Genomic DNA, 15,995 nt, shown 5'->3' with positions numbered 1-15,995 from the left:
TTCAGAATAAAAGTACTTATTTTTTTAATTCTGCTATAGAATTCTGCTTATCCGTTTTTTACAGGAATATCAAATGACTATTGCTATTTTAGCTACGGGAGATGAACTCGTTCACGGTGATACCCTTAACACCAACAGCCGTGATATTGCGCATATTCTTAGCTCTGAGGGATTATCACTGGGATTGCAAATGACCTGTAGTGATAAAGAAAAAGACATTATCAGCTGTCTGGAGTTTTTAACCCAACAGCATGAAGTCATTATTTTAATCGGTGGACTTGGGCCAACCACAGACGATCTGACTCGGTTTGCTTTGGCACGATTTACAGGTGATGATTTGGTGCAGCACGAAGAGGCCTTGCAGCACATCAAAGATCGCTTACAGGCGGCGCAAGTCGTCATCAATGAAGGCAATCTGCAACAATGCCTTTTTCCACCACAAGCCCAAATACTGCCTAATCCCAATGGAAGTGCCGTAGGGTGTTATTACCAATGGAATAACCGCATCTTTATCTTACTCCCCGGCCCTCCTCGTGAATGTTTACCAATGTTCACAAATCACGCACTTCCCAACCTTCTAAAAATGCAACGCAGTAAAAAACACATTATTAAATGGCGAATTTTTGGATTAGCGGAAAGCGAAATTGCGCAAACCCTGGAAAATGCTTTGGCATCTGTTGACTGCCAAACGGGCTATCGTCTCGATGTACCCTATATTGAATTTAAAGTAAGATGTACCAGTGATCGGGTAGAACAGGTTAAAGCCATTGTTGATCCCATTCTATCGCCTCATATTATTGCCGATGTAGACAGAAAAGCCTCGGACAATTTAAGAGAGTTGATCATTAAAAATAATGAACCCATAACCATTATAGATGAGGCAACCCAGGGTCTGTTGCAAACGCTATTAGTGAAACCGGGTACCCAGCACTTGATTCACTTTCATGATCTTAAAGCTACAAAATTACATTTTCATCTGAAAGGTCTGGAGGAATACTGGTTACAGCAGCCCCCTAAAGGCGCAACCCAATTAACTATTAATTACAGTAATCAAATTCAGGAAGGAGGAGAGACGCACCAAATAGCCTATCGCAGCTCTTTGGTCGTCTATTATGCCGCAGAATGGTTAAGCTTCAGACTCTTTCATCTCATCAATCAATTGCATCAGTGAGTAGCACAGCTGTTGCGTGCCCTGGCCGCTGATTGCTGAAATAGCAAATACTCTACCTTTCCAGTCGAGGCCTTTAACAATGGTCTCGACTCGTTCCTGTCTGCTGGCCTCATCAGGCAACATATCCATTTTATTGAGTACCAGCCAGCGAGGTTTATTCAACAGATCAGGATTGTACTCTCCCAACTCATTGATAATGGCCTTAGCAGAAGCAACCGGATCACTGCCGTCAAGCGGAGCGACATCAATAACATGCAATAAAACACAAGTACGTGACAAATGTTTTAAAAAACGATGACCTAACCCGGCACCAGCTGCTGCTCCCTCAATAAGACCAGGAATATCCGCCATGACAAAGCTCTTATGCGAGGAGACGCTCACAACGCCCAAACCCGGATGCAAGGTTGTAAAAGGATAATCTGCGACTTTTGCCTTTGAGCTGGAAACCGCACGAATTAAAGTTGATTTCCCTGCGTTAGGCAGACCCAATAAACCCACATCAGCCAAAACTCGTAATTCCAGACGTAAATGCCGGCTCTCGCCAGGGCTTCCGGGACTCGACTGTCTGGGAGAACGATTCACACTGCTTTTATAGCGTGTATTACCCAATCCATGAAATCCGCCCTGGGCAATAAGGACTGGTTCGCCCGGTTTATTGATATCACCCAGCAATTCTCCTGTATCGACATCATAAACCAAAGTGCCAACAGGAACTTTGATAACCAGATCAGCGCCTTTTTTTCCACTGCAGTTACTGCCCATACCTTGTTGGCCATTTTCAGCTTTATAATGACGCATATAACGAAAATCAACCAGGGTATTTAAATCAATGCTTGCCTCAAAATAAATACTCCCGCCATCACCGCCATCACCACCATCGGGACCACCACGAGGAATAAATTTTTCACGCCTGAAACTGACGCAACCATTGCCACCATTACCGGCGTCTACCTTAATAATTGCTTCATCGACGAATCTCATGACTAACCTTAAACCTAAAAAAAAACCCCGTTACCGGGGTTATTAATTGCATGAAAATAATCTTGTTTACTGAGTATTTTTGAGACTATTTTCAACGAAAAACATGCTATTGTAATGTTGTTTATAAATGCGGTTTATACATCAAGGATGTACTTATTAAACCCGGCATTAATAAACTAGTTTGCAGCTTCTTCTTGCTGTTCAGCAACTATGGTAACGTACTTGCGATTTTTCTCACCCTTAACGGCAAAATGTACCAATCCGGAAACCAAAGCGTATAAGGTATGATCACGACCACAACCAACACCAGTTCCTGGATGGAAACGAGTACCACGCTGTCTTACAATTATTTCACCCGCATTTACAAATTGACCACCGAAACGCTTTACACCAAGAAACTTTGGATTCGAGTCGCGGCCATTACGAGTACTACCACCTGCTTTCTTATGAGCCATTGCTATCCCCTCTTACTTGCTTATCGCAGTAATTTTAACTTGCGAATAATATTGTCTATGCCCCATTTGCTTCATGTGGTGCTTACGACGACGGAACTTAATGATTTTTACTTTTTTATGACGACCGTGATCCAGAACTTCTGCCTTCACAACTGCCTTGGCAACAAATGGAGTGCCGCAAATGACATTGTCGCCATCTGCCAACATCAATACTTCTGAAAAGTTGATCTCATTGCCAACATCTTCAGGCAGCATTTCAATTTTCAGAACGTCGCCTTCTTTTACGGTATATTGCTTACCGCCTGTCTTGATTACCGCATACATAAACTTTCTCCAACTCGCCTGATTGGCTATGACAATTTCAACAAAGTGCCACATTCTATTAAATTATGGCTATGACTTCAAGTTCATTTTAAAATATTGTATACTTCTTCACCCTTTCCCGGTTTGCTTACTGGTTATTTTACGGTATCCGGGTATTTGTTCTGGTCGCGGAATAAATAGGGACCCTTAATTTTATTGGAGTATATAATGTCAACAATTCTTTTAGAAGCCGAATCAAGAACGGATATGGGGAAAGGTGCGAGCCGCCGCCTACGTCGTCTTGAAAATAAAGTTCCCGCTGTAATTTATGGCGGTGATAAACAACCAAAATCAATCCACTTTCTGCATAATAAAGTAGTTAAAGCCTTGGAAACCGAAAGTATTTACTCCAGTGTTTTTGATATTTCTGTTGACGGTAAAGTCGAGCACGTGATTTTGAAAGCATTGCAACGCCATCCTTACAAGCCTATTGTAATGCACATGGATTTACAACGTGTATCTGGCAAAGACGTTCTGGTAAAACTTGTTCCTCTGCATTTTACCAACGAACAAAAATCTGCTGGCGTTAAAGCGGGTGGCATCATCAACCACTCTATGACTCAGGTTGAAATTCGTTGCCAGGCAAAAGATCTGCCAGAATTTATTGAAGTCGATATGACTGATGTGGGTATGAATGATGTTGTGCATTTGTCAAATCTGCACCTGCCCAAAGGGGTTCAATTGACTGTTGATGTGGCCGATGGCAGTCATGATTCGCCTGTTGTAAGCATTCATGCACCTAAAGTTGCGGCAGTTGAAGAAGAGTCATCTGTTCCTGCTTCTGCTGTACCGACCACAAATGATGAAAAAAGCGCAGAGTAATTTTACTCTGGGATAATGTCTTGCAGATAATCGGTTGAAATCCATACTGCTTATCTGCAAGTTCGCCTGGATACAACACGTTTCAAACTACACGGTTAATACGTTACACCCACTGAGAATTAACACCATATGACCATTAAACTCATCATTGGTTTGCGCAATCCGGGATCGGCCTACGAGCAAACGAGACATAATGCAGGTGGTTGGTTAGTGACTTCACTGGCACAAAGACATAGCACATCCTACAAATCTGATAAAAAAATGCAGGCTGAAATTGCTGATCTGGAGCTTAATCATCATCAGTGTAAACTGGTCTTACCGTTAACTTTTATGAACCATAGCGGTTTGCCAACCAGAGCAGTCAGCCAATTTTATCGAATACAACCCAATGAAATCATGGTAGTCCATGACGAGCTGGATTTACCTCCCGGCCGGATTAAAATAAAGACAGGTGGCGGTCATGGCGGCCACAATGGTTTAAGAGATATTATTGCTCAGTTAGGAAGCAGTGAGTTTCATCGATTACGAATAGGCATTGGTCATCCCGGCCACAAAGATTTGGTACATCAATTTGTACTTGGTAAGCCATCAGCTCATGAAAGGCAACAAATTTACGATGCTGTAGATAGAGGCATAGGCGTTATGCCTTTGGTATTGTCTGGAGATATAGCCAGAGCAATGAATCAGTTAAACACTTAATTCTAAAGAAAACCGTTCAATGCTGACGATTGCAGCTTTAACTTAGAATATTAGCCAAGAGGAAACACACATGGGATTTAAATGCGGTATTGTTGGACTACCTAACGTGGGAAAATCAACTCTGTTCAATGCGCTAACCAAAGCCGGTATAGAGGCAGCTAACTACCCATTTTGCACTATAGAACCTAATGTAGGCATAGTAACGGTACCCGATCCTCGCTTGGATGCATTAAGTGAAATTGTCAAGCCGCAACAGGCTATCCCGGCAACCATGCAATTTGTTGATATTGCTGGCCTGGTTAAAGGAGCTTCCAGTGGTGAAGGACTTGGCAACCAATTTCTGGCCAATATTCGTGAAACAGACGCAATTGCTCACGTAGTCCGCTGTTTTGAACATTCAGATGTCATTCACGTTGAAGGACGAGTTGATCCGCTTAACGACATAGAAGTGATAAACACGGAACTGGCTTTAGCCGATATGGAAACGGTAGAAAAAGCCATGCTCAAGGCAGGAAAAAACAGTAGAAGCGGCAACAAAGAAGCCATTTTCGAAATGAAAACCCTCGAAAAAATCAAAGCACATCTTGATGAGGGAAATCCGGTCAGAACCTTAGGCCTCAATAGTGAAGAAGAACTCATTACCCGCCGGCTGTTTTTGCTGACGGCAAAACCGGTTCTTTATATAGCCAACGTAGACGACAATGGTTACGAAAACAACCCGTTGCTGGAAAAAGTTCAACAGCTTGCTGCTCAGGAAAAAGCGCAAATTGTCGCTTTATGCGCTGCAACGGAAGCCGAACTTGTCGATTTGGATGACAGTGATCGCAAAGAATTTATGGCTGATTTGGGATTAACCGAACCGGGATTGAATAAGGTGATCAGAGCAGGATATGATCTGTTAGGCCTACAAACTTATTTTACCGCAGGAGTAAAAGAAGTCAGAGCATGGACCGTTCATAAGGGAGCTACCGCCCCTCAGGCAGCTGGCGTCATTCATACCGATTTTGAAAAAGGCTTTATTCGAGCTGAGGTTATTGCATATGAAGAATTCATTAAATGCCGAGGCGAACAAGGAGCCAAAGAAGCGGGCAAATTACGCCTTGAGGGCAAAGAATACATCGTATGTGATGGCGATGTGATGCACTTTCGTTTCAATGTATAACAGGTTGAGTCAGAATGCCAAGCGGATCATAAATGAAATAATCCGCTTGTTCTTAAGCCTGCGCCTCTCCATTATGTTCAAATAATGCTCTATAATACAGTTAACAGGATATAATTTGCTACAATTCATCTGAGGTCTGTCAATGGGTTCAAATAAAAAGAGGAGGAACACGCAAAGAGCCAAACTTCCTCTTCCCAGCGAGCAGGATAGGAAATACCGCCTGTTAACTGCGATTACCATTGAACTCCTGATTATTGGCGTCAACTTCACTGCACTCAATCTATACCTTCACTTTTGGGCTATTGCCTGTTTGTTATTTTGTGCCTGTTTGATTACTGCAGGTAATTGGGTGTTGTTGAAAAAAAAGTGGAGTATCACACTATGCAGTCACATCATAAACATCTTGTGTCTACTGGTCATTACTATCGGAAATCTGTTTATAGGAGGGGTATCAAGCTCTAATTTTGGCTGGTTTTACTTACCACCTCTACTTGCGGCCACAACATTAGGATTGGAAGGTTTAATTCTTTACAGCATGTTATCTGCTGCAATAGCCTCAATGTTTCTTTATCAGTTCACCTCTCCCATATACCAAATACCCCCGGAATATCTGCCTTATGTTGAAATGAGCAATCATGTGTTTATTTTCCTGCTCATCAGTACCGTGTTGTATAACTTATTAAAAGAAAATAAACACTATGAAACTGTTTTAAAAGAACAAAATTTTTTACTGCATTCTGATAAGCAAAAATTCCATTACCTTTCAAATCATGATTCTTTGACCAATTTACCCAATCGTCCCTATTTTAATACCCATTTGCAAAATATTCTGGATGCAGCTCTTGCAACTCAAGACTCAGTAACTTTATTTTTTATGGATTTGGATGAATTTAAAAAAATTAACGATAAATACGGTCATGACACAGGGGATATTTTACTGTTACAGGTAGGTAAAAGACTAAAAAATTGCTTTAGGGAACAAGACTTCATTGCTCGCTTGGGCGGTGATGAATTTACCGCTATTATCCGCTATAAATCAAACGAAACACTAGTCGACACCATAATCAAACGGGTCAATCAGGAATTTACTCAACCTTTTTGCATTAAACATCATCATTTAACTTGCTCTATCAGCATAGGTACGGCCAATTTCCCTGATGAGGCTACTAATGCAGAACGCTTACTTAATCTGGCTGACAACAACATGTATCAGAATAAGAAAATGCGTTCCCAATGCAACAAACAAGACCAGTGAGACCAATTAGAACAGAACAGCTCAAGCCCTCAGGGTAAACGCATCTAAACGTATTATCTAAGACCAAGACGCCTACGTTCTGCGCTTTATGCGCAGAATCCAGATCTTTGCCTGCACGAAGATCGCATGGATCCTGCGCATAAAGCGCAGGACGTAGGCAAAATGGTGGAGATTTATGTTCATAATTTAGATGCGTTTACCCTGCTCAAGCCCTCTTCCACTTGACAATTACCATATCCCCCCTTAGGATTCATTGATTAATTGGTAGGGGATAAAGAATGACTATTGACCGTATACGCGCCTTGGTTAGTGAAGATTTTGATGCGGTTAATAACCTGATTATAGATAAAATCCAATCACAAATTGTTTTAATTCATGATTTGTCCCATCATATCGTCGAAAGTGGTGGCAAGAGATTACGCCCCCTACTGGTATTATTAGCCAGCAATGCTTGCGGCTATAAAGGTACAGCTCATATTTCTCTGGCCGCCATGGTTGAATTTTTCCATACAGCCACTTTGCTACATGATGATGTAGTTGATGAATCTACCTTAAGAAGAGGACGACAAACCGCAAACAGTATTTGGGGCAGTAAAGCCAGTGTGCTGGTTGGTGATTATTTATTCACCCAATCCGTACAGTTAATGGTCGAGGTAGGTATTTCTGCTGTTTTAAATCTTTTTGCCAACACATCACACCAGATTAGCTGTGGCGAGGTGAAGCAACTTGCTAATAGACATAATCCCTCATTGAGCATGGAAGATTATTTTGATGTGATTCAGTCTAAAACCGCCCTGCTGTTTGCTGCTGCTGCGTGTATAGGGCCCATTTTAGGTGAGGCACCTGTTGCAGTACAAAACAGTCTCTACGCTTATGGATTACACCTGGGTAATGCCTTTCAGCTGATTGATGATGCACTGGATTATTGTTCTGATGTTGCCACGCTGGGTAAAAATATTGGTGATGACTTAGCCGATGGTAAAGCAACGCTTCCCTTGATTCACGCATTACAGCACGGCACACCAACGCAACAAGAGCAAATAAAACGTAGTTTGCAAATGGGCAGTCTGGAACATTTGCCTGATATTCTTCTAGCCATTGAACAGACCGATGCAATAGCCCATACCAAAAAAGTCGCAGCCGAGGAGGTGGACAAGGCTTTGTCTTGTTTGTCTGTTCTTGACGATTCGAAATACAAAAACGCACTAATTGATTTAGCCAATTTTGCTTTGGAACGAAGTTATTAATCGAACACCATCGGAGTGTAGCTCAGTCTGGTAGAGCACTGCCTTCGGGAGGCAGGGGTCGCAAGTTCGATTCTTGTCACTCCGACCATCTTAATAATGCCTTGGTAGTGTTGCTTATTGCAAATTAAGGAGTTGAATAATGCATCCTAATCCCAATGATTTGTATCCAATACAGGGTACTGAGCGCACCGTTTTTCTAAAAAATATTATCACAAATCCCAACATTATAGTTGGGGATTATACGTATTATGATGATCCTGTTGATGTTCATCATTTTGAAAAAAACGTGCTTTACCATTTTGATTTTATTGGTGACAAACTCATCATTGGCAAATTTTGCCAAATAGCCACTCAGGTCAAATTTATCATGAATGGCGGTAATCATCCCTTAGGTGGGTTTTCATCTTTTCCATTTATCATTTTTAAATCTTATTGGCCTGAAGTACCGTTCATAGAAAGTCGCAAAAAAGACACTGTAATCGGTAATGATGTCTGGATTGGCTATGATGCGACTATTATGCCAGGAGTGACTATTGGCGATGGTGCTATTATTGGAACTCGTGCTGTCGTTACTAAAGACGTAATGCCTTATGAAATTGTCGGAGGAAATCCGGCTCAAGTGATTCGCAAACGCTTCGATGAGGAAACAATTGACTTTTTGCTTAAGCTGCAATGGTGGAATTGGCCCATTGAACAAATTCAAACGCATGTATTGGACATCATGAATGGAAATAAAAACGCATTAGAGGATTTCATGCGTTGATTCCCAAGGAAAGCAACAAGCAAGCCCATTTGCGAGGAAACAGGCTAAGCAAATCACCAAGAGAATCTGCTCATAAAAATACATCGCTCAAGATGGATTTTGAAGGGACTCCGGAAAGAAAAATATGTTTTTTCAATGTGTTGGTTGTTTCCTTAGGGCCACAAACGTACACACGGGTTGTTTGAGGCTTTGTTAAGTGCAGCAATACCCTCTTTTCTACAGAGGCCTCAGGGTAACCGCCCTGACTTTGCAGCACGCAAGGGTCATAAACAAAGGATGGAAATACCGCAGCTAACATGTCCAGTTCGTCACGATAGTAAATATCCCTATCACTAACACCGCCATGGATTAACGTGATCTGCCCTTGATGATGTTGAGCGAGTGCATTTTTTATTATGGCTATCAGTGGTGCAAGACCTGTTCCTGTTCCCGCTAAAACCATATCAAAGGCTAATTGATCAGGATTATGATAAAAGCACCGACCAAAAGGCCCCCGGAGCATTACCTCGGTATTTAAAGCTGCATGGTTTAAAAGCCATTGCCCCATACTGCCGTTAGGGTGGATTTTCACGTGTAACTCAATAAATCCCTCCTGCAATGGCAAATTAGCAATAGAGTAGCTTCGAGTGATTCCTTCAGGATTAATCAGATTAAGATATTGGCCAGGAACCCAGGACTGAAGGTCTTCTACACCTAATTTGACCTGCATTACATTATGGTTTAATAAGTTCAGCGCCAAAATATTTGCATGCACTTCACACTCAGCACTATCAGGTTCTTCCACCTGCAGCGTACTTTGTGGCTGTGCAAGACAGGCAAGGAAATAACCTTGCGATGTTAAGATTTCAGGCAATCCCTCTTGCCAGGAGGGGTGAACCACTCCATCTTTTGCCTTAATCAAACACGATTGACATATTCCCGTCAGGCATGAGTTAGGATATGTGACTTCATGTCTGAGAAAGCATTGCAAAACCGTTTCGGAAGCATCCAATAAATAGGATTTATTTTTGTAGATCAGAGTATTCATGAGCGACTCAACACATGATCTCTAACACTATTGGCTATGGTTGCAACCTGATGAATATCCTCATCACTAACACCTAACTCAGAGAGAGTAGCACCCAAATGTTCGATCACAATATCCACATGAGAGTCGTTTAATCCTCGCTTGAGCAGATGCGCATGGCCTTCTTGCATGTTTTTTCCACTGTATTGATTCGGCCCCCCAAATACCATGGTTAAAAACCCTTTTTGTTTCAAAATTTGCAGTTCCATATCTACATCATCAAAAAAATAACTCACTCGATCATCGGTAAGCATTTTACGATAAAAAATATCAACCGCAGCATTTACTGCTGTTTGACCTCCTAAGCGCTCATATAGTGACCCAGACATAACAACCCCCTTATAAGATGTATTTGTAATACATCTTATAAAAAGAAATAATGCAAGTCAACAACCATCAGGAGTTATCATGCAGCTTACTCAATTTACCGAGTACTCATTACGAGCTTAATTTATATTGCTCTTCGTAAGGAATCATGCACCTTCCAGGGCATAACAAACGCTTATGCTATTTCAAGTAGCCACCTGATATAAATTATTCAAAATCTGACGAAGTTAGGGATTATTAAAACCATTCGAGGTAGGGATGGGTGGGGGTATGACTGTAACAGCAGTTAGCATTAACCTAGGGCAACTTATTGTACGCCTTGATCCTCATCTAAATTAAGTTGCCTGCTTTAATTTTAATAATGTTCCAAACATCAAAAAAAATCTCCTCATTGCGCACAATATAATTTTCAGGAGATCCACGTTATGTGGAGATGACCGTCATTTAAATTTCAACTGACTTTACGTATGTTTGTTCGCAGACCTCACGGGTGAGTATTACTTTGTGAAGTGATATCCTGGTTATCTAACACTCCCTCGCCAGGTTTATTTGCGGACCATAGTCGAGCTGGCGTGTTACCCATTATATGTAAAGGAGAAATATTTTCTTGTTCAAGATCCCTCGCTTGTTCCGCATTTTTTTTAGACAACGGTTGACCATGCTTCATTTGGGTTTCGATTATTTTTACTGTTGATTCTTTAGTTCCAGATTTCTTATGCGCTCGAATATTTTTCGAACCACCCTTGGCAATTAATCGCTTTCGTCTTTTTACTTGATTGATTTTTTTAGTAGTTAATCTATATGAAATGACGGCAATAAAAAATAACTTTATTTTATCTATTAATTTTAAAATGTTACTTGCAATTATTTTAACTAGACCAGTCGTTTTTTTAGAAGAGTTAATCTGCTTTTTCACATTTGTTTTGCCAGTATTTAAATTGATATTGTCTTGTTTGTCTTTGCTAAAAGAAGATTCCCTTGGACATGACTTGCTTTTTATTTCACTCACCAAATTTTTCTTATTTTTATAGGCCTCACCTGCTTTGGCGAAAAATTCAAATATTTTTAAACTTACTTCTCTATCAGCCCCATGTTTTTTATATAAAAAAGGAACATTTGGCAGCCCATGTACCGTAACCTCTGGATGAAATTGTGTGGTAATTACCGGAGAGCCATGTTGAGACTCTGCTGCTTCGATATTATGACCATCACTTCCAACTGCTTTTGCTACGAAGCCCTGAGCCAACTCTTCAACAACCTGATTGTGAGCACCAAAAAATTTATGCTCCAGCTCCAATGAAGGCTCTGCATTTAAATGTTGGCTGATAATTGCTTTTAACAATGAATCCACATGAAACAGGATGGATTCATAGTTCATAAACCGCTGTTTATTGAGCTCTCCAGCATTTAGATCTTTTAAAGTTCCACCACCATAAACAGCAACAACCTGATGACCACCACAAATACCCATTATAGGCATTCCACGCTGAGTAGCTACGTGAACTAGAGCTAATTCGGCGATAGTACGAGAGAAATCGTATGTTTGGCTTTCAAAACGCTCCTGATGAAATAACTCGGGGTCAATCATGGCGATATTACCTGACAAAACCAAGCAGTCGACATGATCAAGGAAGTTCTCAGCTCTAAATTTAGCATGAGCAAAAATTCTGCTACGCCCTTCCGCAGATTGATAGGCTTCGTCAAATTCCTCCTTAGGTATATCTCTCATCATTTCTCTATAATCAGCATCCACAACATCGCAATGAACACTCAAAAAGGATTTTTTCAACGAAATGACACTGGAACCACCTACTTCAGAACTGTAAGTAACTGCAATTCGAGTCATAATATTTCCGAAACCAATGGTTTATTTCTAATTATAACGATTATTTGTTAAGCAAAAATTAAGGGAATGATTAGAAGATAATCAGCTTCATATGCCGAACATATCGATATGCTGAGTTTCTTGAGTACATTCATCAAAATTTCTTAATCAGCTGAACAAATATGCCACATATCAAACATTTAAAACTTATGCAAAAATGGCTGGACTGTTTTTGTAGCATAGCCCGTATTATGCTTCGCAAATAAGGGCTACGATTTGTCTGGTGTCACAGGTGTAAATCATGAAAAACTGTTTGGGGAATCCTTGAAACTCCAGTTTGTTTTGTCGATATTTATTTGACTATAAATAGCTTTCAACCTGCCATCATTTAAGGCATCCTGCTGGTTTTGGCTGAACGTTATCGATGTATCTCCATTAAGAAAAGCAAGCAGTTTTTCGGCAGCTTCCAGCTTGACGGTTCGAGTCATGCCCCGCCACCTTCTAAAGAAGGTAAAGTATTCAGGTTCTTTTTTCCTTGTCTCGATATACTCTTCTAATAGTCTTATATAGTATTCAAAGTGTTCCTGGGGAGAAAGGGATGCTGAATCAATGGTCATAGCTCTCATAAAATACCCTTTGGCATCCTGTCGCGGGGCCGAGCAGTTCTGTCGCCAAATCCTGTCGCATACCTCTGTCAGGCTCAAGGGCGTCTCCCCGGCATGATTAACTAAATTCACATCCAGCCTGAATATTGCGGCTTTTTTGAGATACAAGGGCATAACTTGTACATATATCCTTAGGTTATTAGCATATAAAGCTGCTGTATGAATAGGTGTATTCCCCCTATTATCAGTTACAGACAAAGCTTCTTTTGTTATGTAAGGCTCCAGACTCAATACCCAGCTGTTTCCCATCCGGGCGTCTAAGACGGCGCAATGAAGTAGAGTTTTGCCATCGCTGTCTTGCTCCAAAAGTAAAGATGGATTTTGAGCAACAAGCGATATCAAGTCCTGTCTATCCTTTTTTATTAATTCGTCAACTGTATGTGCAGACATAATGTTCACCTCGTTTTTAAGCTGAGCCCTCAGGCGATAAATCTAAAGAGCAGCCCGCAGTGTTCAAATATTTACACATATAGTTTATTTGAGTCAACCGTAACACCGTATTTGTAGGAGCAAATTAGAAATGTCCCCTTTTGGCTCTCATCGAGCCTGGCTTTAAAAGGAGCTCGACTAACGGAAATAGACTATGGATAAAAAAGGAATTACTTATCATGAGTACATCTGTACGGGACAAAAAATCATATCATCTTATGTGAGCTAGCTTAGCCTGTATTAGACAAAGTCGTAATACAGGTAGTCAGATTGCCTGTCTCATCAATTTAATGTGAAAAACAGGTGGCACCAGATGAATAATCTCTTGAATATACTACCATGAAAACAGCATTCCCCAGTTGGACGATCTCATACCCAGTGCTGATCATGCGACTGTTTTTGAAATTGGATCATTCGTATTGCCAGAGTCTATGCCTCAATTTTAAATTACTTAAAAAGGAACGTTCAGAACAAGGGATCCTGCTCATCATTTTTGCCATTCAGATCATAGGGGTCTACTGGCTCCCCGGGAATTTTACGGCTTTCACTAGCCCACTCGCCCAAATCAATTAATTTGCACCGATCGGAGCAAAACGGTCTAAAGGCATTTTCCGCATGCCAGGTATTTTTTTTGTCGCAAATAGGACAGGTAATGTGAGTTAATTTATTCATGACGTCATGTGTATCAAAAAAATCAGGGATGAAGTATGCAACAAATTCCCCCTATTGTTCAATCCAATATTTTAATAGACTTGCTTCTGAGCTATGGTAGTATAAATTAAAATCCTGTAATGATTCTTATCAAACGGGAAAGAAGAACGATATTAAGTGAGCAAAAAACTCCCGGGAAATTAAGGACGGGAAAAATCCATTTACAAAAGGCTGAATTTTATGTCCGTTTTCAAAAAATTGTTGCAGTATTATCACTCATCTGTTGAAAATAAAACTCAGATACACCTGTTTCTTGGATTTGTTATTATTCCGGTTATCGGAATGACCGTTCTATACCTTTGGGTACGTTTATTCTGGTTGTAAACAAAAGCAGGGAAACTACCCGTTAGTGACTAACGGGTAATAACTTCCAGGCCACCCATATAGGGTCTTAATACCTCAGGTATGCGAATACTTCCGTCTTTATTCTGATAATTTTCCATAATTGCAACTAAAGTTCTGCCCACCGCTAATCCTGAACCATTCAGAGTATGAACCAACTCAATTTCATTAGTCTCTGGATTTCGGTAGCGGGCTTTCATACGACGTGCTTGAAACGCTTCCATATTAGAGCAAGAAGAAATTTCTCTGTAGGTGTTTTGGCTGGGTATCCAAACTTCCAGATCATAGGTCTTTGCTGAACCTGCACCCATATCACCGGTACACAAAGTAAGGACTCTGTAGGGTAACTCCAGACGTTGTAATATTACCTCAGCATGATGCGTTAACTGCTCCAAAGCATCATATGAATCTTCTGGTTTGGTTACCCAAACCAGTTCTACTTTTTCAAATTGATGTTGGCGAATCATACCTTTAGTGTCTTTTCCATAGGAACCCGCCTCGCTTCTAAAACAGGGGGAATGGCAGGCATAGCGCACGGGCAAGGATTCCATAGCCAAAATGGTATCCCTTACGGTATTGGTTACAGGAATTTCAGCGGTAGACGTTAAATAATAACCGCTATCGCCTGTCAGTTTAAATAAATCTTCCTCAAACTTGGGTAATTGCCCAGTCCCAAACAAGCTGTCAGAATTCACAATATAAGGAACATTGATCTCTTCATAACCATGGTGTTGGGTATGCGTATCCAGCATAAACTGAATTAACGCACGATGCAGTCTGGCTATATGCTGTTTCATGACAACAAAACGACTGCCTGTAATTTTGGCGGCCAGGGCAAAATCCATTTGTCCTAGCGCATCACCCAGCTCATCATGCGGTTTGACCTGAAAATCAAACTCGGGGATGACGCCCCACCGCCTCACTTCTTGATTATCCTGTTCGTCCTTGCCTACCGGAACCGATGCGTGCGGAATGTTAGGCAACGATGCCGCAATGGACTCGATTTGTTGTAACACGGCATCTAATTCTGCTTTTTGTTGTTCAAGCCGTACACCTAATAAATTGACTTCTTCTCGCATAGGCTCTATATCCTCACCACGAGATTTTGCCGCACCTATAGCTTTTGAGCGCATATTGCGTTCGTTTTGTAACGATTGCGTACTGACTTGTAATGCCTTTCGTTGCTCTTCCAATTGTGCAAATGCTGCCGCATCAAATTTAAAACCACGTTTCAAAAGCGCAGTAGCAACGGCCTGAGGATCTTCACGAAGTAATTGATTATCTAACATATTTAAACACTCTAAGTATTAAGTTGGATCAAGGTATCCTGTCAGCAAAAAACGAGCAATACAGGTTCCTGCGAGCACCATCATCAATGCGCCAATATTATTGACCAATACATTAATCAGTAATTTTAACCAAAGCCCTTGTTCATACAAAAACAGTGATTCTGCAGCAAAACTTGAAAAGGTGGTAAATGCACCTAAAAAACCAGTAAAGAAAAATAAGCGCCAATACTCTTCAGCACTAAATCGTCCGACCAATAAAGTCAGAAAAAAACCGGCCAGAAAAGAACCCAGGGTATTAACGATGAGTGTACCATAGGGAAATCGCAATCCCCACATGCTCTGCGCCATAAGTACCGTTGCATAGCGTGACACAGCTCCCAGTGCTCCGCCAAAAGCAACAGCCAAATAAGGAGCGATCATCGT

General features: G+C 41.0%; 17 protein-coding genes and 1 tRNA gene. 8 read left to right on the top strand and 10 right to left on the bottom strand.

Features of this window, described 5'->3' with window-relative positions; all coding sequences use genetic code 11:
* The first annotated feature begins 73 nt into the window (after positions 1-73).
* Positions 74-1,171, top strand: coding sequence for a competence/damage-inducible protein A (locus Lwor_RS05565; protein WP_058492911.1), 1,098 nt, complete (start codon positions 74-76; stop codon positions 1,169-1,171).
* On the opposite strand, the gene cgtA is transcribed toward Lwor_RS05565, so the two are convergent.
* The 3 genes from cgtA to rplU all read right to left on the bottom strand — a co-directional run bounded on the left by cgtA (position 1,127) and on the right by rplU (position 2,931).
* Positions 1,127-2,152, bottom strand: coding sequence for an Obg family GTPase CgtA (gene cgtA / locus Lwor_RS05560; RefSeq protein WP_058492910.1), 1,026 nt, complete (start codon positions 2,150-2,152; stop codon positions 1,127-1,129). The two genes, Lwor_RS05565 and cgtA, sit on opposite strands and share 45 nt — an antisense overlap.
* A 176-nt stretch (positions 2,153-2,328) precedes the next feature.
* Entirely contained in the window at positions 2,329-2,607 is a 279-nt protein-coding gene (gene rpmA, locus Lwor_RS05555) for a 50S ribosomal protein L27 (protein ID WP_058492909.1), read from the bottom strand.
* 12 nt (positions 2,608-2,619) lie between these two features.
* Complete coding sequence (gene rplU / locus Lwor_RS05550; protein ID WP_058492965.1) at positions 2,620-2,931, bottom strand: 50S ribosomal protein L21; 312 nt, start codon at positions 2,929-2,931, stop codon at positions 2,620-2,622.
* Between the two features lie 207 nt (positions 2,932-3,138).
* On the opposite strand from rplU, the gene Lwor_RS05545 reads away from it, so the two are divergent.
* The 7 genes from Lwor_RS05545 to Lwor_RS05515 all read left to right on the top strand — a co-directional run bounded on the left by Lwor_RS05545 (position 3,139) and on the right by Lwor_RS05515 (position 8,918).
* On the top strand, positions 3,139-3,792 hold the full coding sequence (locus Lwor_RS05545; protein ID WP_058492908.1) for a 50S ribosomal protein L25/general stress protein Ctc: 654 nt from the start codon (positions 3,139-3,141) through the stop codon (positions 3,790-3,792).
* A 129-nt stretch (positions 3,793-3,921) separates the two neighbouring features.
* Complete coding sequence (gene pth / locus Lwor_RS05540; RefSeq protein WP_058492907.1) at positions 3,922-4,491, top strand: aminoacyl-tRNA hydrolase; 570 nt, start codon at positions 3,922-3,924, stop codon at positions 4,489-4,491.
* Between the two features lie 70 nt (positions 4,492-4,561).
* The gene (ychF, locus tag Lwor_RS05535; protein WP_058492906.1) at positions 4,562-5,653 is read left to right on the top strand and encodes a redox-regulated ATPase YchF; all 1,092 of its coding nucleotides are present in this window, start codon (positions 4,562-4,564) and stop codon (positions 5,651-5,653) included.
* A gap of 142 nt (positions 5,654-5,795) precedes the next feature.
* Entirely contained in the window at positions 5,796-6,908 is a 1,113-nt protein-coding gene (locus Lwor_RS13310; RefSeq protein ID WP_065235841.1) for a GGDEF domain-containing protein, read from the top strand.
* A gap of 278 nt (positions 6,909-7,186) precedes the next feature.
* Positions 7,187-8,155 carry a polyprenyl synthetase family protein gene (locus Lwor_RS05525; protein ID WP_058492905.1) on the top strand — a complete coding sequence of 323 codons (969 nt, stop codon included), beginning with the start codon at positions 7,187-7,189 and terminating at the stop codon, positions 8,153-8,155.
* Between the two features lie 11 nt (positions 8,156-8,166).
* A tRNA-Pro gene (locus Lwor_RS05520) sits at positions 8,167-8,243 on the top strand.
* Positions 8,244-8,294: 51 nt separating this feature from the next.
* On the top strand, positions 8,295-8,918 hold the full coding sequence (locus Lwor_RS05515; RefSeq protein WP_058492904.1) for a CatB-related O-acetyltransferase: 624 nt from the start codon (positions 8,295-8,297) through the stop codon (positions 8,916-8,918).
* Between the two features lie 70 nt (positions 8,919-8,988).
* Here the strand turns inward: Lwor_RS05515 and Lwor_RS05510 are convergent, their stop codons facing one another.
* The 7 genes from Lwor_RS05510 to crcB form a co-directional block, all read right to left on the bottom strand.
* Positions 8,989-9,945 (bottom strand): FAD-binding oxidoreductase, encoded by a 957-nt coding sequence (locus Lwor_RS05510; protein ID WP_058492903.1) that lies wholly within the window; start codon positions 9,943-9,945, stop codon positions 8,989-8,991.
* Positions 9,942-10,313, bottom strand: a complete 372-nt coding sequence (locus tag Lwor_RS05505) for a group I truncated hemoglobin (protein WP_058492902.1) — start codon at positions 10,311-10,313, stop codon at positions 9,942-9,944. The genes Lwor_RS05510 and Lwor_RS05505 overlap by 4 nt, the downstream gene beginning before the upstream one ends.
* Before the next feature lie 482 nt (positions 10,314-10,795).
* Positions 10,796-12,064: a gamma-glutamyl-gamma-aminobutyrate hydrolase family protein gene (locus tag Lwor_RS05500; protein ID WP_238584625.1), complete on the bottom strand. Its 1,269-nt coding sequence runs from the start codon at positions 12,062-12,064 to the stop codon at positions 10,796-10,798.
* Between the two features lie 371 nt (positions 12,065-12,435).
* Entirely contained in the window at positions 12,436-13,191 is a 756-nt protein-coding gene (locus Lwor_RS05495) for an ankyrin repeat domain-containing protein (RefSeq protein ID WP_058492900.1), read from the bottom strand.
* Between the two features lie 504 nt (positions 13,192-13,695).
* A complete protein-coding gene (gene yacG, locus Lwor_RS05490; RefSeq protein ID WP_058492899.1) occupies positions 13,696-13,902 on the bottom strand; it encodes a DNA gyrase inhibitor YacG in 207 nt (68 codons plus the stop codon).
* A gap of 392 nt (positions 13,903-14,294) precedes the next feature.
* The gene (serS, locus tag Lwor_RS05485; protein ID WP_058492898.1) at positions 14,295-15,572 is read right to left on the bottom strand and encodes a serine--tRNA ligase; all 1,278 of its coding nucleotides are present in this window, start codon (positions 15,570-15,572) and stop codon (positions 14,295-14,297) included.
* An 18-nt stretch (positions 15,573-15,590) separates the two neighbouring features.
* A complete protein-coding gene (crcB, locus tag Lwor_RS05480) occupies positions 15,591-15,992 on the bottom strand; it encodes a fluoride efflux transporter CrcB (protein ID WP_058492897.1) in 402 nt (133 codons plus the stop codon).
* Positions 15,993-15,995 lie beyond the last annotated feature (3 nt).

The organism is Legionella worsleiensis, assembly GCF_001467535.1.
Lineage (GTDB): Bacteria > Pseudomonadota > Gammaproteobacteria > Legionellales > Legionellaceae > Legionella > Legionella worsleiensis.
Note: the sequence above shows the minus strand (reverse complement) of the source record. Positions and strands in the feature narration are given on the sequence as shown.

What these genes read in the sequence shown, in the direction of transcription:
- Lwor_RS05510 (WP_058492903.1), bottom strand. Translation starts at nt 9,945, where the DNA reads ATGAATACTCTGATCTACAAAAATAAATCCTATTTATTGGATGCTTCC.
- cgtA (WP_058492910.1), bottom strand. Translation starts at nt 2,152, where the DNA reads ATGAGATTCGTCGATGAAGCAATTATTAAGGTAGACGCCGGTAATGGT.
- Lwor_RS05495 (WP_058492900.1), bottom strand. Translation starts at nt 13,191, where the DNA reads ATGTCTGCACATACAGTTGACGAATTAATAAAAAAGGATAGACAGGAC.
- pth (WP_058492907.1), top strand. Translation starts at nt 3,922, where the DNA reads ATGACCATTAAACTCATCATTGGTTTGCGCAATCCGGGATCGGCCTAC.
- yacG (WP_058492899.1), bottom strand. Translation starts at nt 13,902, where the DNA reads ATGAATAAATTAACTCACATTACCTGTCCTATTTGCGACAAAAAAAAT.
- crcB (WP_058492897.1), bottom strand. Translation starts at nt 15,992, where the DNA reads ATGATCGCTCCTTATTTGGCTGTTGCTTTTGGCGGAGCACTGGGAGCT.
- Lwor_RS05545 (WP_058492908.1), top strand. Translation starts at nt 3,139, where the DNA reads ATGTCAACAATTCTTTTAGAAGCCGAATCAAGAACGGATATGGGGAAA.
- Lwor_RS05505 (WP_058492902.1), bottom strand. Translation starts at nt 10,313, where the DNA reads ATGTCTGGGTCACTATATGAGCGCTTAGGAGGTCAAACAGCAGTAAAT.
- Lwor_RS05565 (WP_058492911.1), top strand. Translation starts at nt 74, where the DNA reads ATGACTATTGCTATTTTAGCTACGGGAGATGAACTCGTTCACGGTGAT.
- serS (WP_058492898.1), bottom strand. Translation starts at nt 15,572, where the DNA reads ATGTTAGATAATCAATTACTTCGTGAAGATCCTCAGGCCGTTGCTACT.
- Lwor_RS13310 (WP_065235841.1), top strand. Translation starts at nt 5,796, where the DNA reads ATGGGTTCAAATAAAAAGAGGAGGAACACGCAAAGAGCCAAACTTCCT.
- ychF (WP_058492906.1), top strand. Translation starts at nt 4,562, where the DNA reads ATGGGATTTAAATGCGGTATTGTTGGACTACCTAACGTGGGAAAATCA.
- rplU (WP_058492965.1), bottom strand. Translation starts at nt 2,931, where the DNA reads ATGTATGCGGTAATCAAGACAGGCGGTAAGCAATATACCGTAAAAGAA.
- Lwor_RS05525 (WP_058492905.1), top strand. Translation starts at nt 7,187, where the DNA reads ATGACTATTGACCGTATACGCGCCTTGGTTAGTGAAGATTTTGATGCG.
- rpmA (WP_058492909.1), bottom strand. Translation starts at nt 2,607, where the DNA reads ATGGCTCATAAGAAAGCAGGTGGTAGTACTCGTAATGGCCGCGACTCG.
- Lwor_RS05515 (WP_058492904.1), top strand. Translation starts at nt 8,295, where the DNA reads ATGCATCCTAATCCCAATGATTTGTATCCAATACAGGGTACTGAGCGC.